Source organism: Streptomyces sp. NPDC047042 (genome assembly GCF_040644035.1).
Classification (GTDB): Bacteria; Actinomycetota; Actinomycetes; order Streptomycetales; family Streptomycetaceae; genus Streptomyces.
On the sequence record NZ_JBEYVP010000013.1, the window covers coordinates 12006 to 28596 of the forward strand.

16 protein-coding genes and 1 pseudogene are annotated in these 16591 nt (G+C 72.3%); 2 read left to right on the forward strand and 15 right to left on the reverse strand.

All coding sequences use genetic code 11. The features are described 5' to 3' along the window. Nucleotides 1–27: 27 nt before the first annotated feature. From ABZ855_RS16740 to ABZ855_RS16770, 7 genes are all read right to left on the reverse strand, one after another. Complete coding sequence (locus ABZ855_RS16740) at nucleotides 28–1665, reverse strand: alpha/beta hydrolase (protein WP_360807357.1); 1638 nt, start codon at nucleotides 1663–1665, stop codon at nucleotides 28–30. Nucleotides 1666–1801: 136 nt separating this feature from the next. Then, a complete protein-coding gene (locus tag ABZ855_RS16745) occupies nucleotides 1802–2617 on the reverse strand; it encodes a TIGR04222 domain-containing membrane protein (RefSeq protein ID WP_360807359.1) in 816 nt (271 codons plus the stop codon). Nucleotides 2618–2711: 94 nt separating this feature from the next. Beyond that, nucleotides 2712–3512, reverse strand: coding sequence for a DUF4142 domain-containing protein (locus ABZ855_RS16750; RefSeq protein WP_360807361.1), 801 nt, complete (start codon nucleotides 3510–3512; stop codon nucleotides 2712–2714). Nucleotides 3513–3758: 246 nt separating this feature from the next. Then, nucleotides 3759–5129: a DUF692 domain-containing protein gene (locus ABZ855_RS16755; protein ID WP_360807363.1), complete on the reverse strand. Its 1371-nt coding sequence runs from the start codon at nucleotides 5127–5129 to the stop codon at nucleotides 3759–3761. A gap of 142 nt (nucleotides 5130–5271) precedes the next feature. Continuing rightward, nucleotides 5272–6072 carry a DUF4142 domain-containing protein gene (locus ABZ855_RS16760; protein ID WP_360807365.1) on the reverse strand — a complete coding sequence of 267 codons (801 nt, stop codon included), beginning with the start codon at nucleotides 6070–6072 and terminating at the stop codon, nucleotides 5272–5274. Nucleotides 6073–6204: 132 nt separating this feature from the next. Then, nucleotides 6205–6816 (reverse strand): DUF4142 domain-containing protein, encoded by a 612-nt coding sequence (locus tag ABZ855_RS16765; protein ID WP_360807367.1) that lies wholly within the window; start codon nucleotides 6814–6816, stop codon nucleotides 6205–6207. 85 nt (nucleotides 6817–6901) lie between these two features. Then, entirely contained in the window at nucleotides 6902–7642 is a 741-nt protein-coding gene (locus ABZ855_RS16770) for a peptidyl-tRNA hydrolase (RefSeq protein ID WP_360807369.1), read from the reverse strand. 55 nt (nucleotides 7643–7697) lie between these two features. Here ABZ855_RS16770 and ABZ855_RS16775 point away from each other — a divergent pair, with 55 nt between their 5' ends. Both ABZ855_RS16775 and ABZ855_RS16780 read left to right on the forward strand, forming a co-directional pair. After that, entirely contained in the window at nucleotides 7698–8630 is a 933-nt protein-coding gene (locus tag ABZ855_RS16775; protein ID WP_360807371.1) for an ATP-binding cassette domain-containing protein, read from the forward strand. Further along, nucleotides 8627–9298 (forward strand): ABC transporter, encoded by a 672-nt coding sequence (locus ABZ855_RS16780; protein WP_360807373.1) that lies wholly within the window; start codon nucleotides 8627–8629, stop codon nucleotides 9296–9298. Before ABZ855_RS16775 ends, ABZ855_RS16780 begins: the two co-directional genes overlap by 4 nt. On the opposite strand, the gene ABZ855_RS16785 is transcribed toward ABZ855_RS16780, so the two are convergent. The 8 genes and pseudogenes from ABZ855_RS16785 to ABZ855_RS16820 all read right to left on the reverse strand — a co-directional run bounded on the left by ABZ855_RS16785 (nucleotide 9290) and on the right by ABZ855_RS16820 (nucleotide 16402). Continuing rightward, a complete protein-coding gene (locus tag ABZ855_RS16785; RefSeq protein WP_360807375.1) occupies nucleotides 9290–9445 on the reverse strand; it encodes a hypothetical protein in 156 nt (51 codons plus the stop codon). The two genes, ABZ855_RS16780 and ABZ855_RS16785, sit on opposite strands and share 9 nt — an antisense overlap. Before the next feature lie 30 nt (nucleotides 9446–9475). After that, nucleotides 9476–9848, reverse strand: a pseudogene (locus ABZ855_RS16790) (hypothetical protein). Between the two features lie 138 nt (nucleotides 9849–9986). Further along, a complete protein-coding gene (locus ABZ855_RS16795; RefSeq protein WP_360807377.1) occupies nucleotides 9987–11378 on the reverse strand; it encodes a serine/threonine-protein kinase in 1392 nt (463 codons plus the stop codon). A gap of 50 nt (nucleotides 11379–11428) precedes the next feature. After that, nucleotides 11429–12865: a PhoX family protein gene (locus tag ABZ855_RS16800; RefSeq protein ID WP_360807379.1), complete on the reverse strand. Its 1437-nt coding sequence runs from the start codon at nucleotides 12863–12865 to the stop codon at nucleotides 11429–11431. A 91-nt stretch (nucleotides 12866–12956) separates the two neighbouring features. Further along, complete coding sequence (locus ABZ855_RS16805; RefSeq protein ID WP_360807381.1) at nucleotides 12957–13748, reverse strand: slipin family protein; 792 nt, start codon at nucleotides 13746–13748, stop codon at nucleotides 12957–12959. A gap of 113 nt (nucleotides 13749–13861) precedes the next feature. Further along, nucleotides 13862–15331 carry a SulP family inorganic anion transporter gene (locus ABZ855_RS16810; RefSeq protein WP_360807383.1) on the reverse strand — a complete coding sequence of 490 codons (1470 nt, stop codon included), beginning with the start codon at nucleotides 15329–15331 and terminating at the stop codon, nucleotides 13862–13864. 8 nt (nucleotides 15332–15339) lie between these two features. Next, nucleotides 15340–15930, reverse strand: a complete 591-nt coding sequence (locus tag ABZ855_RS16815) for a carbonic anhydrase (protein ID WP_360807385.1) — start codon at nucleotides 15928–15930, stop codon at nucleotides 15340–15342. 73 nt (nucleotides 15931–16003) lie between these two features. Further along, entirely contained in the window at nucleotides 16004–16402 is a 399-nt protein-coding gene (locus ABZ855_RS16820; RefSeq protein ID WP_360807387.1) for a hypothetical protein, read from the reverse strand. Nucleotides 16403–16591 lie beyond the last annotated feature (189 nt).

Genomic DNA, 16591 nt, shown 5'->3' on the forward strand with positions numbered 1-16591 from the left:
CGTCAGCCCGCCTGACGGCGGCCCGCGTCACGCGCCCTGGGCGGCCATCTCCTTCGGGGAACGGTCGGCCCGGGCCGCGGGCCGGGGTGCCGCGTGCGGGGCGCAGTCCGCGTTGCGGCGCGGCAGGCGGCCGGCCAGCAGATACGCGTCCAGGTGGTCGTTGACGCACTGGTTCGGGCCACCGGCGATGCCGTGGGTGCCCGCGCCCCGCTCGGTCACCAGGGCCGAGCCGGGCAGCCGGCGCCGCAGTTCGAGCGCGCCCGCGTAAGGCGTCGCCGCGTCCCGTTCGGCCGCCAGGATCAGCACCGGCGGCAGATCGCCCGGCCCGGTCCGTACGTCGAGGGGCGTCTGCCGGGGCGCCGGCCAGTAGGCGCACGGCAGGTTCATCCAGGCGTTGTCCCACGTCTCGAACGGCGCCGTGCGCGCCAGCAGCGTGTTGTCCCGGTCCCAGACCTGCCAACTCGTCGGCCAGGGCGCGTCGTTGCACTCGACCGCCGTGTAGACAGCGTTGCCGTTCTCCGACTCGACGGCCGCCTCCGTCACCGGCGCCGCCTGGTCGATCAGCGGCTGCGGATCACCCTTGAGGTAGGCGGCCAGGGCGTGGGCGCGGTGCGGCCAGTAGTCGTCGTAGTACCCGGCCTGCAGGAACGCGCCCTGCAACTGGCCCGGCCCCACCTTCCCGCCGGCCGGCTCGGTGGCGAGGCGCGCCGCCGCCTTCTCGTAGCTCCGCTGGACCGCCCCCGGCGTGGCGCCCAGTCCGTACACGTCGTCGTGGCGTGCGACCCACGCCCGGAAGTCGGCCCAGCGGCCTTCGAACGCGGCCGACTGGTCCAGGTTGTTGCGGTACCAGATCCCGCTCGGGTCCGGGTTCACCGCCGAGTCGAACACCATCCGCCGTACGTGCGAGGGGAACAGCGTCGCGTACAGCGCCCCGAAGTAGGTGCCGTACGAGGCGCCCATGAAGGTCAGCCGCTCCTCGCCGAGCGCGGCGCGCAGAACGTCCAGGTCACGGGCGTTGTTGAGGGAGTGGTAGTGGCGCAGCGCCTCGCCCGAGCGCTCGGCGCACCCGCGCGCGTACGCCTTCGCCTCGGCGACCCGCTCCATCTTGTACGACTGGGAGGGGTGCACCGGTGCCTGGGTTGGTCCCTTGAAGAAGTGCTTGGGGTCCTTGCAGGACAGCGGCGCCGACCGGGCCACCCCGCGCGGGGCGTACCCGACCAGGTCGTACGCCCCCGCGATGCGCTTCCACTCCGGGATGACGCCGATCATCGGGAAGAACATGCCGGAGGCGCCGGGACCGCCCGGGTTGTAGACGAGGGCGCCCTGGTGGGGCACCTTGTGCTCGGGGTCGCGCGGGTCCTTGCCGGTCGCCGGGGTCCGGCTGACGGTGAGCTTGATCTGCTTGCCGTCGGGGTGCGCGTAGTCGAGCGGCACGGTGACGGTGCCGCAGCGCACGCTGTCGGGCAGTTCCTCCTCCGCCGCGCACTTCCCGAAGCGGATACCGGCCGCCCCGGCCCGCGCGGCGGCCAGCACGGAACCCCGGAACTCCGCCGAGCCGGGGCCTCCCGGGCGGTCGGGCAGGCCCGGGGCGCTGTCCGCCGGGGCGGCGGCCAGAGTGGTCAGCAGCAAGGACCCGGCAGCCGAGTAGAGGGCGGCAGCTCGCATCGCGTATCCCTTCGATGGCAACAGAAGGGATGTTTCGGACGGGAATCGGCGAAGGCAAGCACCGGTCGCCCGTGTCGCCGTGAGCACTCCTGTGCGCCCCCGCACACTCCCGGGGCGCCGGGAACAGGGGCGCGGTTCAGCGCAGCCGTTCGCCCGGGATGTGCTGCGTCTCCCGGTGCGCGAAGGCCGCGCGCAGGTCGGGCTCGTCGACCGCGCGGACGCCGAGCACCGCGACGGAGGTGAGGTACGTCCGTTCGTCGCCCGCGCCGTGGGGGCCGGTGGTCCTGGTCCGCCGGGTCAGGGCGGTGAGGAGTCGCTGCCCGGCCGGTGACGCCCAGCGTGAGTACGGGTGGACCTCGATACGGGCGACGGCGAGGCAGCTCAGGGTGAGGACGAGGGGGAGCGCGAACCAGAGGGCGACCAGGTCGCGCGGCACAGTGTCCCGCCCCGGCACCAGCAGGGCCACCGCGCCCAGCGCGAGGACGGCCAGCGCGGCGGACCGCACCTGACGGACCGCGAAGGCGATCCCGCGCCGGGCACCGTCGGGTACGGCGAGCCCCGCGGCGACCAGCCGGTCCGCGAGCCCCCGGACGGCCTCCGCGCCGGCCGTGGCCGCCCGCACCGGAGCGATGCGTGACTGTCCCTCAGGACCGATCGCGCCGATGACCGACCGCTCCATCTCGTCGCGCCCGCTGGGGTCCACGACGGTCGCCCAGCCGGTGTGGGCGAGCAGCAGCCGCCGCTGACGGGCCATCGACACCAGCGTGAGATCGGCGACCCGCGCCGGTCCGCCGGACAGGAACGCGGCCTCGTACAGCGTCAGATCACGCCCGCGTCCGTTCGGGCCCGCGTCCGGGTCGGCGGCGCCCGCGCGTACGGCGGCCAGACACAGCCGGGTGCACGCCGTACCGGCGGCGATCCAGGCCAGCAGCAGGAGGAAGGACCAGAACATGCCGTTGTTCTATGCGAAGGGTGCCCGGAACGCCATGGGCTTTCAGGATATGGACGAGGTATGGCCGGTACGTGCTGTATCGCCGGTGGCCGGATCAGGGCTGCGCGGACTCCGTGAACTCCACGACCTCCCCGGCCTCCGACGGCGGGAGGGTCGCGGGCGGCGGCAGGGGATAGGTCGTCACCGGCGAGGGCGTCACCGGGACGGCCGACGCGGGGGCGGTTGTCGGTCCGGGCAGGGCCGGGGAGTTGGTGAGGGGCGGGGTGCTCGCGGCGGCCATGTCCTCGGCGAGGGCGTCGAAGTCGACGTACCCCGTGGCCTCCAGGACCTGGATGTGGTCGAGCACGGTCGTGTTCGCGTCGTCGGCGAGGGTGCGGACCAGGGAGTTGCGGGTGCTCGCACGGACCTGCGCGACGACGGAGAACACCTTGCCGTGGGCCATCCGCAGCAGGTTGGCGAACTCGCGGTCGAAGTCCTCGCCGTGGGCCGCGTCCATGGTGGTGAGCCACTGGCGCTGCTGCTCGCTCGGCTGGTTGGGCAGTTCGAAGCTCAGCCGGGTGGCGACGTCCCGGACCCGCTCGTCGAGGAAGGTGTGCCCCTCGATCAGATGACGGCCCGCGATCCGTACGGCCTCGGTGGTGCCGCGTTCCTGGGCCTGCTGCCCTGCGGGCAGTTCCCACAGACCCGCCAGCCGGACCTTGGTGAGGAACTCGCGGTCGAGCGCCGACAGCGGACCGAATTGTGTCGACACGGTCTGGGCGTTGAGCACGTCCACACCGGTCCCGGAACGGTCCGTGTACGACCAGACCGGAAAGATCAGCGCCACGAGGGTCGCCGCCAGACCGGCGACGATGAGCCCGGTGCCGCCGAGGCCGGAACGTTGGATGGATCGCATGGTGCCTTGCCTCCTGTCGCGGCACCGCACGCTAATGCGCTTCGGGCACGGAGTTGGCATCGTACTGCGGCCCCTACGCCGACCGCCGTACGCGAGGAGGCGGCAGTGGGAGGAGGGGGCGGACGCCGGATGAGGGAGCGCGAACCTTGGGCACATCTCCCGAAACACTGACAAAACCGACGGCGAAGTGCGCTGTATCGGGCGGCGCTGTTACTCCACGCACACTGTGCTCTGTGCCCCGGCGCGTCAGCGGCGCAGGAGTACGCGGCGGGTGGCCCGGGCCAGCCGGGCCGTGGGGCGCTGGGAGCGCGGAGCCGGGCCCGAGCGGTCCAGCCACCACTCGCGCAGCCGCCGCCGGCCCTCCGCGTTCGCGGGGACACCGGGCTGCCCGCCGAACAGCAGATGCGCGGCGAAGTCCAGCGCGTCGTGCCGGTAGCCGTCGGACATGGGGTGCCCGTGCGCGTACGCGAGGAACGCGGGCCGGTAGCCCGCCCCGAGGATCTCGGGCAGCTCCGGCGCGACCTTCGCCACGACATCCGCGCGCTTCGCACCGAGCGCCCGCGACTGCACCCCCAGCCGCACCCGGTCGAACCCCTCCGGCGCGGGCGTCCCCGCGACGAGCGCGGAGAGCAGCGCGGTCTGCTCCAGGGCGAGACGCTGGCGGGCGTACGCGGAGCCCGAGGACTCGTGCGAGGCGTCGTACGAGTCGGACGTGTCGCCGGTGGTGGGCCTCTCCTCGGCCTGTTCCGGGGTCGCGGCCCGCTCCAGCGCCCCCCGGATCGCGCCCAACTCCCGCTCCAGCTCGGCCGGCTCGGGGAAGTTGTCGTCCCGCTCCAGCAGCACCCCGGGCGGGGTGACCCGGGAGGCGAGGTCCGTGAGGATGTCGAGAACGGCGTCCGGGACGGGGTGGGCGTGGCTGTCGTGCCAGACGCCGTCCCGTTCGAAACCGCCCGCGACATGGACGTACGCGATGGCCTCGACGGGCAGCTCGGCCAGCGCCTTCGCCGGGTCCTCGCCCCGGTTGACGTGGTTGGTGTGCAGGTTGGCGACGTCGATGAGCAGACGTACGCCGGTCCGGTCCGCCAGTTCGTACAGGAACTGGCCCTCGGTCAGCTCGTCGCCCGGCCAGGCGATGAGCGCGGCGATGTTCTCGACGGCGAGCGGCACCGGCAGCGACGCCTGGGCGATGCGGATGTTCTCGCACAGCACGTCGAGGGCGTCCCGGGTGCGGGGCACGGGCAGCAGGTGCCCGGCCTCCAGCAGCGGGGACGCGGTCAGCGGGCCGCCCGCCCGGACGAACGCGATGTGCTCGGTGACCAGCGGCGAGGCCAGTGCCTCGGCCCGCTCGGCGAGCGCGGTGAGCCGCTCCTCGGCGGGCCGGTCCGCGCCGCCGAGGCCCAGGGAGACACCGTGCGGGACCACGGTCACCCCGCGCTCGCGCAGCCGCAGCAGCGACTCGGGGAGATGTCCCGGGCAGAGGTTCTCGGCCACTGCCTCGACCCAGTCGATGCCCGGCATGGCCTCCACGGCGTCCGCGATCTCCGGACGCCACCCGATGCCCGTACCCAGTCGCCCGAGCCGCCCCGGGCGCTGCTGCTGTCGCTGCTGTTGCTTCATCGTGTCTCGCCTTCTGAGACCTTCTCGGTCCACGAGTGATGGCCCGTGTCCCCGGGGCCGAACCCCTTCAGGCAGACGTTCAGAGCAACATTTGAGCTTTCGCTCGGTCCGCCCGCCCGCCCTTCCGCCGCCGCCCGGCCGGCTACTGCTGGCCCTGGACGACGGTACTGGGGTCCTTCGCCTCCGGCCGGTTGGTGTTGACCACGCCGGGTGCTCCCGGTGACGGCTTCGACGTCCCCACGACGTTGCTGGTCGGCTCCACCGGGGGTGCGTTGGGCGGCACCACTCCGGGGACGGGCGGCGGCGGACCGGTCGGGCTGGCGCTGGGCCCGGCGGCGCCCTCGGCGATGGTCTCGAAGTCGATCAGGCCGGTCTTCTCCAGGATCGTGATGTGGTCGAGCACGGTCTGGTTGGTGTCCGAGCACAACTGGCGCACCAGCGAGTTGCGGGTGTTGTTCCGTACCGTCGCGATGTCCGGGAAGATCTTGCCGTGCGCGGTCCGCAGGAGGTTCGCCCAGACCTTGTCGTAGTCCGCGGCCGAGGCCGCCGTCATCTGGTCCAGGAAGCCCTGCTGCTGTGCGTTCGGCTGGCTGGGCAGCGGGACGTTGAGCTGCGCGGAGATGGTCCGCGCCCGCTTGTCGAGGTCGTTGTGTCCCACGATCAGGTGGTTCGCCGCCTCTTTGACGGCCGGATTGGTGGAGCGCTGCATCGCCTGCTGCCCCGCGGGCAGCTCCCAGAGTCCGGCCAGGCGCACACGCACGATCAGGCTGCGGTCGAGCGCGGTCAGCGGCCCCCATGGCGTGTTCCACGTCTCACCGGTGACCACGGCCGCCTTCGCGGCGTCGTCGCGGTGGGGGTACGAGTAGACGACGGGGTACGCCAGCGCGCCGATCGTGCCTGCGATCGCCAGGCCGACGAGGATCGAGCCGTTCATGCGGGGCAAAGAAGCCTCCCGGGGAAAACCAACTGGTCGTTGGGGACTGTCACTTGGCCAGTGAGGGAGATACGTGAGGCGTATCGGGATGTTCGGACGGGCGGACCGGGGTCAGGGCCCGGCCCGCGTAGCCGACACGTGTCAGATCGTGCCGTTGGCGATGCCGTCGAAGTCGACCTGGCCGGTCTTCTCCAGCATCGTGATGTGGTCGAGCACGGTCTGGTTCGTGTCCGAGGCCAGCTGCCGCACGAGGGTATTGCGGGTGTTGTTCCGTATCACCCCGATGACCGGGAAGATCTTGCCGTGCGCGGACCGCAGGAGGTTCGCCCAGGTCCGGTCGAACGCCTCGCCGTCCTGAGCCGCGTCCATCTGTGCCAGGAAGCCCTGTTGCTGCTCGTTCGGCTGGTTGGGCAGTTCCACACCGAGCTGGGACGCGACGTTGCGCACCCGCTCGTCGAGGTCGGAGTGACCCGTCAGCAGGTGGTCGGCCGCGTCCCTGACGGCGGCGCTCTTCGAGCGGGCCATCGCCTTCTCGGCCGCGGGCAGCTCCCACAGGCCGGCCAGCCGCACACGCACGATCAGGTCGCGGTCGTTGGCGGTCAGCGGACCCCACTGGGTGTTCACCGTGGAAGCGGCCACATTCGCCACTCCGGTGCCGGAGCGGTCGTTGTACGACCACACAGGGAACGAGAGCGCGGCGATGGTGGTGGTCAGGGCCGCGATGACGAGGGCCGAGTGGTTGAAGCGCGGCAAAGGAGCCTCCCGGGTGAACCGACTGGTCGTTGGGCATGTGGTGCATGGCCAGCGACAGGAGGTACGCGCGGGAGCCCGATGATGTTCAACGAAGATGTTTGAACCCTGTGCGGCCCAGGGGACGATGGTCCGCGACCACCGTCGCCGAACCGGGAGCGATCTCCGTGAAACCGGCATCCCGGACCAACGGGAGGTCGCCGGAGGTGAGTTCACGCCACCGGGCCGGCTCCGCGGTACGGACGGCGAGCGGGAAGCCCGCGTCGCGCCAGGCGGCCCGGGCCTCGTCCGACAGCTCCCACCACGCCAGTTGCGCGCCGTGTCCCGTCTGGGCCATCGCCTTGCCCGCCGACATCTCCAGCTCGGGATTGAGCCACAGGACGGGCACCGCCGGGTCGGCGTCGAGCGGCGGCTCCGGGTCCGCCAGATCGGTGCCGGAGACCTGGAGCCGGGCCAGGTCCTTGGGCCAGCCGTCCAGCGGAACCGGCGGGAAGACCCGCACCTCGGCCGACTTGCCGGTCACCGTGATGCCGGGCAGCGCCTCGGCCCGCCGCCACTCGGCGCCCCGCGCCCGCCGTACGACCTTGCGGATCCGGGCGTCCTGCCAGTCCCGCACGGCCTGCGCCCACTCGCCCGCACCGGCCGACCGCTCGTCCCCGAGGAGCACGAGCACGGCCCGGGCGGCGGTCTCCAGGGCGTCCGTACGGGCGGGCGGCGCGGCCTTCTCGATCCGGGCGACGAGGGGGAGGACGAACTGGGGCGCGTGGTCGCGTCCGCTGGGCTCGGTCTGGAAAGGGCTCTCGCCGGGAACGGCCGGGTCACTGGTCACGTCCTTCAGTCTGCCAGGCGGAAGATCGGTTCTTCCGGGCAGAGGGTGAGGGCGCATGCGGCACGAGCTTCGACTGGACGGTGTGGGCCGCCGGTACGGCATACGCGGCCCCTGGGTCCTGCGCGGCGTGAACATGACGCTGGCGCCCGGCACCCTCACCCGCGTCGAGGGCGCCAACGGCACCGGAAAGTCCACGCTCCTGCGTGTCCTCGCCGGCATCGACGCCCCCACGGAGGGCACCCTCACCGGCCGCCCGCGCACCGCGTACGTCCCCGAACGCTTCCCGGCGACGCTCCCCTTCACCGCACACGGCTACCTCACACATCTGGGCGCCGTGCACGGACTGTCCCGTACGGCCGCCGCCCGCGCCGCCGACGAGTGGCTGGAGCGGCTCGGCGCCGCCGCGTACGCCCGGACGCCGATGGCGCAGCTGTCGAAGGGGAGCAGCCAGAAGGTCGCGGTCGCGCAGGCCCTGCTCGCCGAGCCCGAGCTGCTCGTCCTCGACGAGGCGTGGACGGGCCTCGACACCGCCGCCCGGGCCGAGTTGGAGCGGGTTGTCGCCGAACGGACCGCGTCCGGCGCGTCGGTGGTGTTCGTCGACCACGACCCGGGCCGCCTGGCGGGGGCGCCGGACGAGACCTACACCGTGACGGAGGGCGGCCTCGACCGCCGTACGGCCGGGGCCGGTTCACCGAAGCCGACCGGCCCGCACCTGGTCGTCGAGGCCCAGGGGCCGCCGGGCGCGTCACCCCCGGCCGAGGCGCTGAGGTGGACGACGTCGAGCGCGCGTACGGAGCCGCCGGGCGGCCACCGGCTCACCGTCCCCCGTACCCACTCGGACGTCGTGCTCCGCGCCCTGCTCATGGCCCGACCGCCCTGGCACGTGGTGAGCGTCGAGCCGGCGGCGACGACAGCGCCCGACCGGACCCGAACGCCCGCCGGCACCGCCGTGCCCGCACCGCAGGCCCCCGAGGAAAGCCACCGATGACCGCCCTCCTGCGCTACCAGAGCGCCCTGCTCGTCCGTTCGCAGCGCTGGCTGCCGCCGTTCATCCTCTACGCGGTGTTCCTGGGCGTCGGGGTGCAGGGCGGGCAGCCGGTGCTCGACTCGCTCGGGTACGCGGCGGCGGCCCTGCTGCCGGTGGCCGCCTGGCTGGTGCGGATCTGCGCGGGCAACGAGCCGCCCGCCGCCCGTGCCGCCGTGGCCGCGGCGGCCGGACCCGGCCGGGCGCACCTCGCCTGTCTCCTGGTGTCACTGGCCGCCGCGGCGGCGCTCGGCACCGTCGCGACCGTCCTGGTGACCCTGATCAGCGACCCGACGAGCGCCGACCACCAGATCCGGGTGGAACCGCTCCCGGCCGGGGCCGCCGGACTGCTCGTGGCCCTGGCGTGCGCCCTGCTCGGCACGGCCGTCGGCGCGCTCACCACCTGGCCGCTGCTGCGCTCGACCGGCCGGGCCGTCCCCGCGATGATGCTCGGCGCACTGCTGGCGATGGTGGCGACGGGATCCCCGGCGAAGACGGCGATCACGTCCCTGGTGACCGGTTCGCGCGCGGGCAGCGTCCCGGTGCCCCTGCTGCCGCTGGCCCTGGCAGCACTGCTCACGGTGGCGGCGATCGCCGTGGCCTGCGCGCTCACCTCACGCCGCTCACCCTGAGCAGGCGTTGCGCTGAGCCTCCTGCCACTCGCACACGGGGCACAGGGTGATCCCCTTCCGGGACGCCGGGTACTCGGTCGGCTCCCGGCACAGCACGCACTCGGCGTACGTCCCGGACTCCGCGTGCGCCTTGTGCTCGTCATTCATACCACCAGGGTAGGCCGGTCGAACGGGCGGCTAGGTGGCGAGGAGACGTGCCCTGGCCTCCGTCACGTCGAAGTCCGCCTTCGGGTACTGCGGGTCCAGCCCCTCCAGGTGCTCCAGCAGGAGCCGGCTGATCGCCCAGTTGCGGTACCACTTGCGGTCCGCCGGGACCAGATACCAGGGCGCGTCCGTCGAGCACCTCTCGAGGGCGATCTCGTACGCCTCCTGGTACGCGGGCCACAGGGCGCGCCCGCAGGAGTTCCTGCAGGTCTGCGAGCGGTTCGCCCATCAGGGCGGTGTCCGCGAGCCCGGCGGCCTTGACGGCGGGCCCGCCCGGGGTGGCCCCGGCGTCGTGGGCACCGAGGTCCACGTGCTCTCCCCGGGGGAGGCGCAGCAGCTCACCCAGCGTGCTCGGGCCGCTCTCCTCATGCTGGGCGGCGCCTTGCTTCGAGCCTTTCTGGTCCCCGGCGTACTCGACCCAGGGTGGCGACACGCATCGTGTGCGTGGTCCGGGCCCGGGAGGCCAGTTCCCTGCCGTCGAGACCTAGGGACGCGTGCAGCGCCCGCCGGGACTGGCGGCGGGCGGGAGGCACTGGTCGGTGAAGTCGGCGGCGCTGTCGCTCAGGTAGCGGCCCATGCAGGTGCTCGGCGTCACGAGGCCGCGTTCGGCGCAGAAGGCGAGCGCGGCGCGGCCGTCGGTGAACGGGCCGGGGGCGTAGATCACCCAGTAACCCGGGCGCAGGGAGGCGTACCTGTCACTGAGCACGAACTCCGCCTCCGGCACGGACTCGCGGATCTTGGCGAGGCGTGTGTCGCGCGCGGCGGTACCGGAGCCGACCGGCTCGGAGTGGAGCTGGGCGATCCAGCGGCCGGGCGGAACGGCCGAGGGAGGCGGCGAGGTTCTCGTACGGGCCGTCGGGTCCGAGTCGCCGCCCGTCGCCTTCCCGTCGAGGAGGCGCGGGGCGAGGAGGACGGCGGCGACGGCGACAAGGGCCGCGAGGACGGCGGACAGGGCGATCCGCTTGCGGCGCTTCGGCGACCGCGCGGGCGGCCCGCCGAACTCCGGGCCCCGGCCCTCGGACGAGGGCAGGGGCGTGGGCGCGGTCAGCGTCGGGCGCACGGGCTCCGCCGTCGTGCCCGCCACCACCCGCTCCAGCATCGCCGCCAGCCGCGCCGCGTCCGGGCGCGCGGCCGGGTCCCGGTCGAGCAGCGCGTCCAGTACGGGCGTCAGCGGGCCGGAACGGGACGGCGGCGGGATGTCGGACTCCAGGACGGCGGCCAGTGTCGTGAGCGAGGTCTCGCGGCGCAGGGGACTCACGCCCTCCACGCACACGTACAGCACGACCCCGAGGGACCACAGGTCGGCGGCCGGGTCGTCGGAGGGGCCACGGATGCGTTCCGGGGCGATGTACTCGGGGGAGCCGATGAGTTCGCCGGTCATGGTCAGGGCCGTGGCGCCCTGGAGCGCGGCGATCCCGAAGTCGGTGAGGACCGCGCTGCCGTCCTGCCGCAGCAGGATGTTCGCCGGTTTCACGTCCCGGTGCTGGACGCCGCCGGCGTGCGCGGCGCGCAGCGCCTCCAGTACCTGGCCGCCGATCCGTGCCGTCTCCACCGGTGTCAGCGGTCCCGACTGCAGGCGCTTGTCGAGCGGAACGCCGGGCACGAGCTCCATGACGATCCAGGGGTGCGGGTCCTCCTCGATGATCTGGTGGACCGTCACCACATGGGGGTGGTTGAGCCGGGCGAGCGCCCGCGCCTCGCGCATGACCCGCTCCCGTACGACGTCGTCCGCCGCCGCGTCACGCCGTACCGCCTTCAACGCGACCTCGCGGTGCAGCACGGCGTCGCGGGCCCGCCACACCGTGCCCATCCCGCCACTGCCGAGCCGTTCCAGCAGCTCGAAGCGGCCGTCGATCACGTCCCCCGGTACGTTCATGGCGGACAGGTTATGGCCTGCCCGCCATGGCCCCGATCAGGGGGCGTCCGTTACCGCTTCCAGGGGCCACGCACCGCGAAGGTCGTCCCCGGCGTGTAGCAGTTGACGTACATCGTCCGGCCGTCGGGCGAGAAGGTGACGCCCGCGAACTCGCCCCATTCCGGGGCATTTGCCGTGCCGATGTTCTGGGCGTTGCGGGCCATCGCGTACACCTCGCCCTTGCGGGTCACGCCGTACACGTGCTGGGCGCCGTCCCCGTCCTCGCACACCATCAGGCCGCCGCTCGGGGCGAGACAGATGTTGTCCGGTGACTCGCCGGGCAGCTGGATGTCGGTGTCCGGGCCGAAGACGATGACGAGGGTGAGGCGGCGAGCGCCCGGGTCGTAGCGCCAGATCTGGCCGAAGTGGGTGGCCGCCGAGCCCTCGCTCGCGTGCGCGAACGACGACACGAAGTACACGCATCGCCCGCCCCAGTAGCAGCCCTCCAGCTTCTGCGCGTGCGTGATGCCCTTCGGCCCGAAGTCCTGGAGACGGATGGGGGTCTGGGCGGCCAGCGGGTCCGGTACGTCCACCCACTCGACGTGATCGAAGCAGGCGCCCGGCTCCTGGATCGAGGAGAGGTCGGGTACGCCGGGCACGCGCATCGCCTGGAGCCGGCCGCCCGCGCGCAGTGAACCGACCCCGCCCAGCGGCCTCTTGGGCAGGAAACGGTAGAAGAGACCGAAGGGGCGCAGGAACGCGTCCTCCGTCTCGTAGACGATGCCGCTCTTCGGGTCGACGGCGATCGCCTCGTGCTGGAAGCGGCCCATCGCGGTGAGCGGGACGGCGCCGGTGCGGTGCGGGTCGGCCCCGTCGACCTCGAAGATGAAGCCGTGGTCCTTGGTGTAGCCGTTGGTGCCGGCCTTGTCCTCGGTCTCCTCGCAGGTCAGCCAGGTGCCCCAAGGTGTGGGCCCGCCCGCGCAGTTGACGGCGGTACCGGCGATGGCGACCCGTTCCGAGAGGACGTCACCGTCCCGGTCGAGAGTGAGGGACGTACAGCCGCCCTTGCCCATCGGGTCGTAGGTGAGGCCCTTGATCGTCGGGACCGGGATTCTGCCGGTGACGCGGTTCTCGTGGTTGCGGACCAGGTGGACGCGGCCGTGCCGGCCCGCGAAGGCCGCCATGCCGTCGTGGTTGGAGGGGACCGGTCCCTCGCCGGAGCGCAGCGGATCGCCCTCGCGGGACAGCACCCGATAGCGGAAACCTTTCGGCAGATCGAGCAGGCCCTTCGGGTCGGGGACCAGGGGGCCGTAGCCGGAATGCCCGAGCTCCTGGGCGGCGGCGGTACCGGCGAAGAGCTCGGAGAGGGCTCCGGTGAAGGCGATACCGGCACCCAGGGCGCCGGTGCGGGCGAGGATCCGGCGCCGGGATGCGCCCTGATCGTCAACTGCCGTGGGGCGGAGGTCTGTTGAGGGGCCGTCGGTTTCGGGCGTACCGAATGCGGACATGGGGGGCAACCTTCCTGCTGGCGGACAGGACTGCGACGTTGCCGTGTGTATCACGCCATGCAGGCCTCGGGAACCACGCGCGTCACGTGCCTCACCCGGGTGACCCGCCCGGAGGCGGCTGCTGGCCCTGCGCCCGTTCCAGGAAACGGAGGAGTTCCACCGGGAAGGGCAGGACGAGCGTCGAGTTCTTCTCGGCCGCTACCGCCACCACCGTCTGGAGCAGTCGCAGTTGGAGCGCGGCGGGCTGCTCGGACATCACCTCGGCGGCCTCCGCGAGCTTCTTCGAGGCCTGCAGCTCGGCGTCCGCGTTGATGATCCGAGCCCGGCGTTCCCGGTCGGCCTCGGCCTGGCGGGCCATCGAACGCTTCATCGTGTCCGGCAGGGACACGTCCTTGATCTCGACCCGGTCGATCTGCACGCCCCAGCCCATGGCAGGACTGTCGATCATCAGTTCCAGGCCCTGGTTGAGCTTCTCCCGGTTGGACAGCAGGTCGTCCAGATCGCTCTTGCCGATGATCGAGCGCAGCGAGGTCTGTGCCATCTGCGAGACCGCGAACCGGTAGTCCTCGACCTGGACGATCGCGCTCGCCGCGTCGATCACCTTGAAGTAGACGACCGCGTCCACGCGCACGGTCACGTTGTCCCGGGTGATGCCCTCCTGGGCCGGGACCGGCAGGGTGACGATCTGCATGTTGACCTTGTGCAACCGGTCCACGAGCGGGACCACCAGCGTGAACCCGGGTGCCCGTACGCCTCCGGTGAGGCGGCCCAGCCTGAAGACGACCCCGCGTTCGTACTGCTTGACGACCCGCGCCGCCGCCCCGACGTAGACAAGCCCGGCGCCCGCGGCGGCGATACCCGCGGCCAGCAACTCCTCCAGCATGACGACGACCTCTCGCAGCCGTCCCGTACGTGCCGATCGGCACCCTTAACAAACGATATGCCCGGTCCGGGGCTCAGGTCGAGCGCCGGACCGGGCAACCGGGGGTGCGGAGGCTACGGCGTGGTCGTCAGCATCTTGACGGGTTCCGTGCCGACCGCGCTGTGCCGCTCGGCCCAGCTCTCCAGGGCCGTGCGGCAGGCGTGGTCCAGGTGGTGCAGGCCCGACAGGTCCAGCTCGATCGGCCGGTCCTGGGGCAGCGCCTCCAGACTGTCGAGGATCTTCGGCAGCCGCAGGAAGGTCGCGTTGCCCGACAGATACGCCTGGACGGGCCCGGCGCCCTTGTCGATGACCTCCATCTTGAGGTGCGAGGCCTCCCAGGCGGTCTTGCCGACCGACAGGGCGAGGCCGATCAGCACACCCTCGAACATGTTCACGGACACGATGGCCACGGCCGTGACCACCAGGATCAGTGCCTCACCCCGGTGCTCGCGCCACAGCGAGACGATCCCGCGTATCGGTATGAGCTTCCAGCCGGCGTGCACGAGTATCCCGGCCAGCGCGGGCAGCGGGATGAGCGCCAGCGCGCCGGGCAGCAGCGCCGCGAAGAGCAGCAGCCAGACGCCGTGCATCACCCGGGACGCCTTCGTCCGGGCGCCCGCCTGGACGTTCGCCGAGCTGCGCACGATCACCGCGGTCATGGGCAGCGCGCCCAGCAGTCCGCACACGGTGTTGCCGGCGCCCTGCGCCATCAGCTCCTTGTCGTACTGGGTGCGCGGACCGTCGTGCAGCCGGTCCACCGCTGCCGCGCTGAACAGGCTCTCGGCGGACGCGATCAGCGTGAACGCCACGACCGTGCCGAGCACACTCAGGCTCGTCAGCTCCCCGAAGGCGTCGAGCCCGGGCACCTGGACGGCGTCCAGCAGGCCCTTCACCTCGACGGTGCCCACGGGCAGATCGAGGACGAGGGTGACGGCGGTCGCCAGGACCACCGCGGCGAGTGCGCCCGGCACCGCCCGCACCTTCGCGGGCAGCCGCCGCCAGAGCACGATCACGGCTATCGTGCCCGCGCCGACCGCCAGCGAGGCCAGTGCGCTGGTGCTGCCCACCGCCTTCACGGCGGCCTCGGGCAGCCCGGTGATCTTGTCGAGCCCGGCGGCCGGCGCCTTCAGCCCGGCCGCCGCGTACAGCTGCCCGGCGATGATCACGAGCCCGATTCCTGCCAGCATGCCCTCGACGACGGAGACCGATATGGCCCGGAACCAGCGCCCCAGCTTCAGGGCGCCCATGGTGAGCTGGAGCAGCCCGGCGGCGAGCACGATCACTCCGAGGGCGGGCAGCCCGTGCTCCCGTACGGCCTCGAAGACCAGCACGGTCAGGCCGGCGGCCGGGCCGGACACCTGCAGGCTGCTGCCCGGCAGGAGTCCGGCGACGATGCCGCCCACGATGCCGGTGACCAGGCCGAGTTCGGCCGGTACGCCGGAGGCGACGGCCACCCCCACGCAGAGCGGGAGGGCGACCAGGAACACCACGAGCGAGGCGGCGAAGTCCTGCCGCAGATGAGGGGCCTTGGCAAGCAGGTTCACGGCGGCCCTCACAGCGCTTCGAACGCGTCGGTGGCGGCGCGGTGTTCGCGTACGGACCCGGTGTGCACCTCGTAGTACCAGCCGCGCAGCCGCAGTTGGCCCTGCGCCAGGCGTTGCTCCACGCACGGGTAGGAGCGCAGCCGCAGCAGCTGGGTGAGGACGTGGTTCTGGACGGCCGAGGCGACCGTCGGATCGTCGGTGTCGGCCGGGTCCGGGGCCTCGGGGCCCTCGGCGGCGTGCGCGAGCCAGTCGCGTACGGCGGGTACGGCGGTGAGGTCGTCGCCGCGCACCAGGGCGCCGACGGCACCGCAGTGCGAGTGGCCGCAGACGACGATGTCGCTGACGCCGAGGACCTCCACGGCGTACTCGATGGTGGCCGCCTCGCCGGTGGGGAGGGCTGAGGCGTACGGGGGGACGATGTTGCCCGCGGTGCGCAGTTCGAAGAGCTCGCCGGGCCTGGCACCTGTGATCAGGGCCGGTACGACCCTCGAATCGGAGCAGGTGATGAACAGGACCTGGGGGGACTGGCCTTCGGCGAGCTTGGCGAACTCCTCAGGGCGCTGACCGAAGGTACGGGCGTTCTCGATGAGGGGCTGCATGTGGTGACTCCTCCTGGCGCGCTCGATGGCGCGTCGGACGTACATGACAGAGCGTGGGGGGACGTCCCCGCTCTCAGCAGCGGAACACCTGGAGTGCGGCCGGGGTGTGCGCGGTCAGTGATCTGGGCGCCTGACGGCCGGGTGTGACGCGCGCTTGCGGTTCCCGCGGCGCGGTGGGGTCCACGGTGAGGAGCGGGCGATCGGGCGCCTCGGGGCCCGAGTCGACGATCCGATGCCGGTCGCGGATGCGCAGAGGCCAGCTCGGGTGGTCGGGACGACGGTCATTACCGCAGGTAACGTACTCGTCGCGCAGGGCTTCCGCCCTGGGTTTGTTTCTGGGCTCGGTCTTGGCCTCGACATGACGGGCTGTGTGCGCGGATGCGAAGGACGCCGTGGGGGCGAAGAACTGAAGGGTCAACAGGGCGGCGGCGAGGAGTGCGACCACGGTCCGGGCCGTTGCACCTCGGAACATGCGCCCCCCTCCAGGATTCTCACAGCTCTTGTACGCGTCAACGAATGGTCAACCGCGGGTCAAGAAACACGTTAACCCTGCGAAGTTGTTTGCTGGGTTAACTTAGCGTTTCATGCTGAAGAGAGCCTGAAAAGCATGGGTGGGATGACGTGAACTGACCCTTGACCTGCGGCAGTTCATATGGTGGCC

Excerpts from the sequence above, each read along its gene's own strand:
- ABZ855_RS16740 (WP_360807357.1), bottom strand. The coding sequence starts at position 1,665 with ATGCGAGCTGCCGCCCTCTACTCGGCTGCCGGGTCCTTGCTGCTGACC.
- ABZ855_RS16745 (WP_360807359.1), bottom strand. The coding sequence starts at position 2,617 with ATGTTCTGGTCCTTCCTCCTGCTGCTGGCCTGGATCGCCGCCGGTACG.
- ABZ855_RS16750 (WP_360807361.1), bottom strand. The coding sequence starts at position 3,512 with ATGCGATCCATCCAACGTTCCGGCCTCGGCGGCACCGGGCTCATCGTC.
- ABZ855_RS16755 (WP_360807363.1), bottom strand. The coding sequence starts at position 5,129 with ATGAAGCAACAGCAGCGACAGCAGCAGCGCCCGGGGCGGCTCGGGCGA.
- ABZ855_RS16775 (WP_360807371.1), top strand. The coding sequence starts at position 7,698 with ATGCGGCACGAGCTTCGACTGGACGGTGTGGGCCGCCGGTACGGCATA.
- ABZ855_RS16780 (WP_360807373.1), top strand. The coding sequence starts at position 8,627 with ATGACCGCCCTCCTGCGCTACCAGAGCGCCCTGCTCGTCCGTTCGCAG.
- ABZ855_RS16785 (WP_360807375.1), bottom strand. The coding sequence starts at position 9,445 with ATGAATGACGAGCACAAGGCGCACGCGGAGTCCGGGACGTACGCCGAG.
- ABZ855_RS16795 (WP_360807377.1), bottom strand. The coding sequence starts at position 11,378 with ATGAACGTACCGGGGGACGTGATCGACGGCCGCTTCGAGCTGCTGGAA.
- ABZ855_RS16800 (WP_360807379.1), bottom strand. The coding sequence starts at position 12,865 with ATGTCCGCATTCGGTACGCCCGAAACCGACGGCCCCTCAACAGACCTC.
- ABZ855_RS16805 (WP_360807381.1), bottom strand. The coding sequence starts at position 13,748 with ATGCTGGAGGAGTTGCTGGCCGCGGGTATCGCCGCCGCGGGCGCCGGG.
- ABZ855_RS16815 (WP_360807385.1), bottom strand. The coding sequence starts at position 15,930 with ATGCAGCCCCTCATCGAGAACGCCCGTACCTTCGGTCAGCGCCCTGAG.
- ABZ855_RS16820 (WP_360807387.1), bottom strand. The coding sequence starts at position 16,402 with ATGTTCCGAGGTGCAACGGCCCGGACCGTGGTCGCACTCCTCGCCGCC.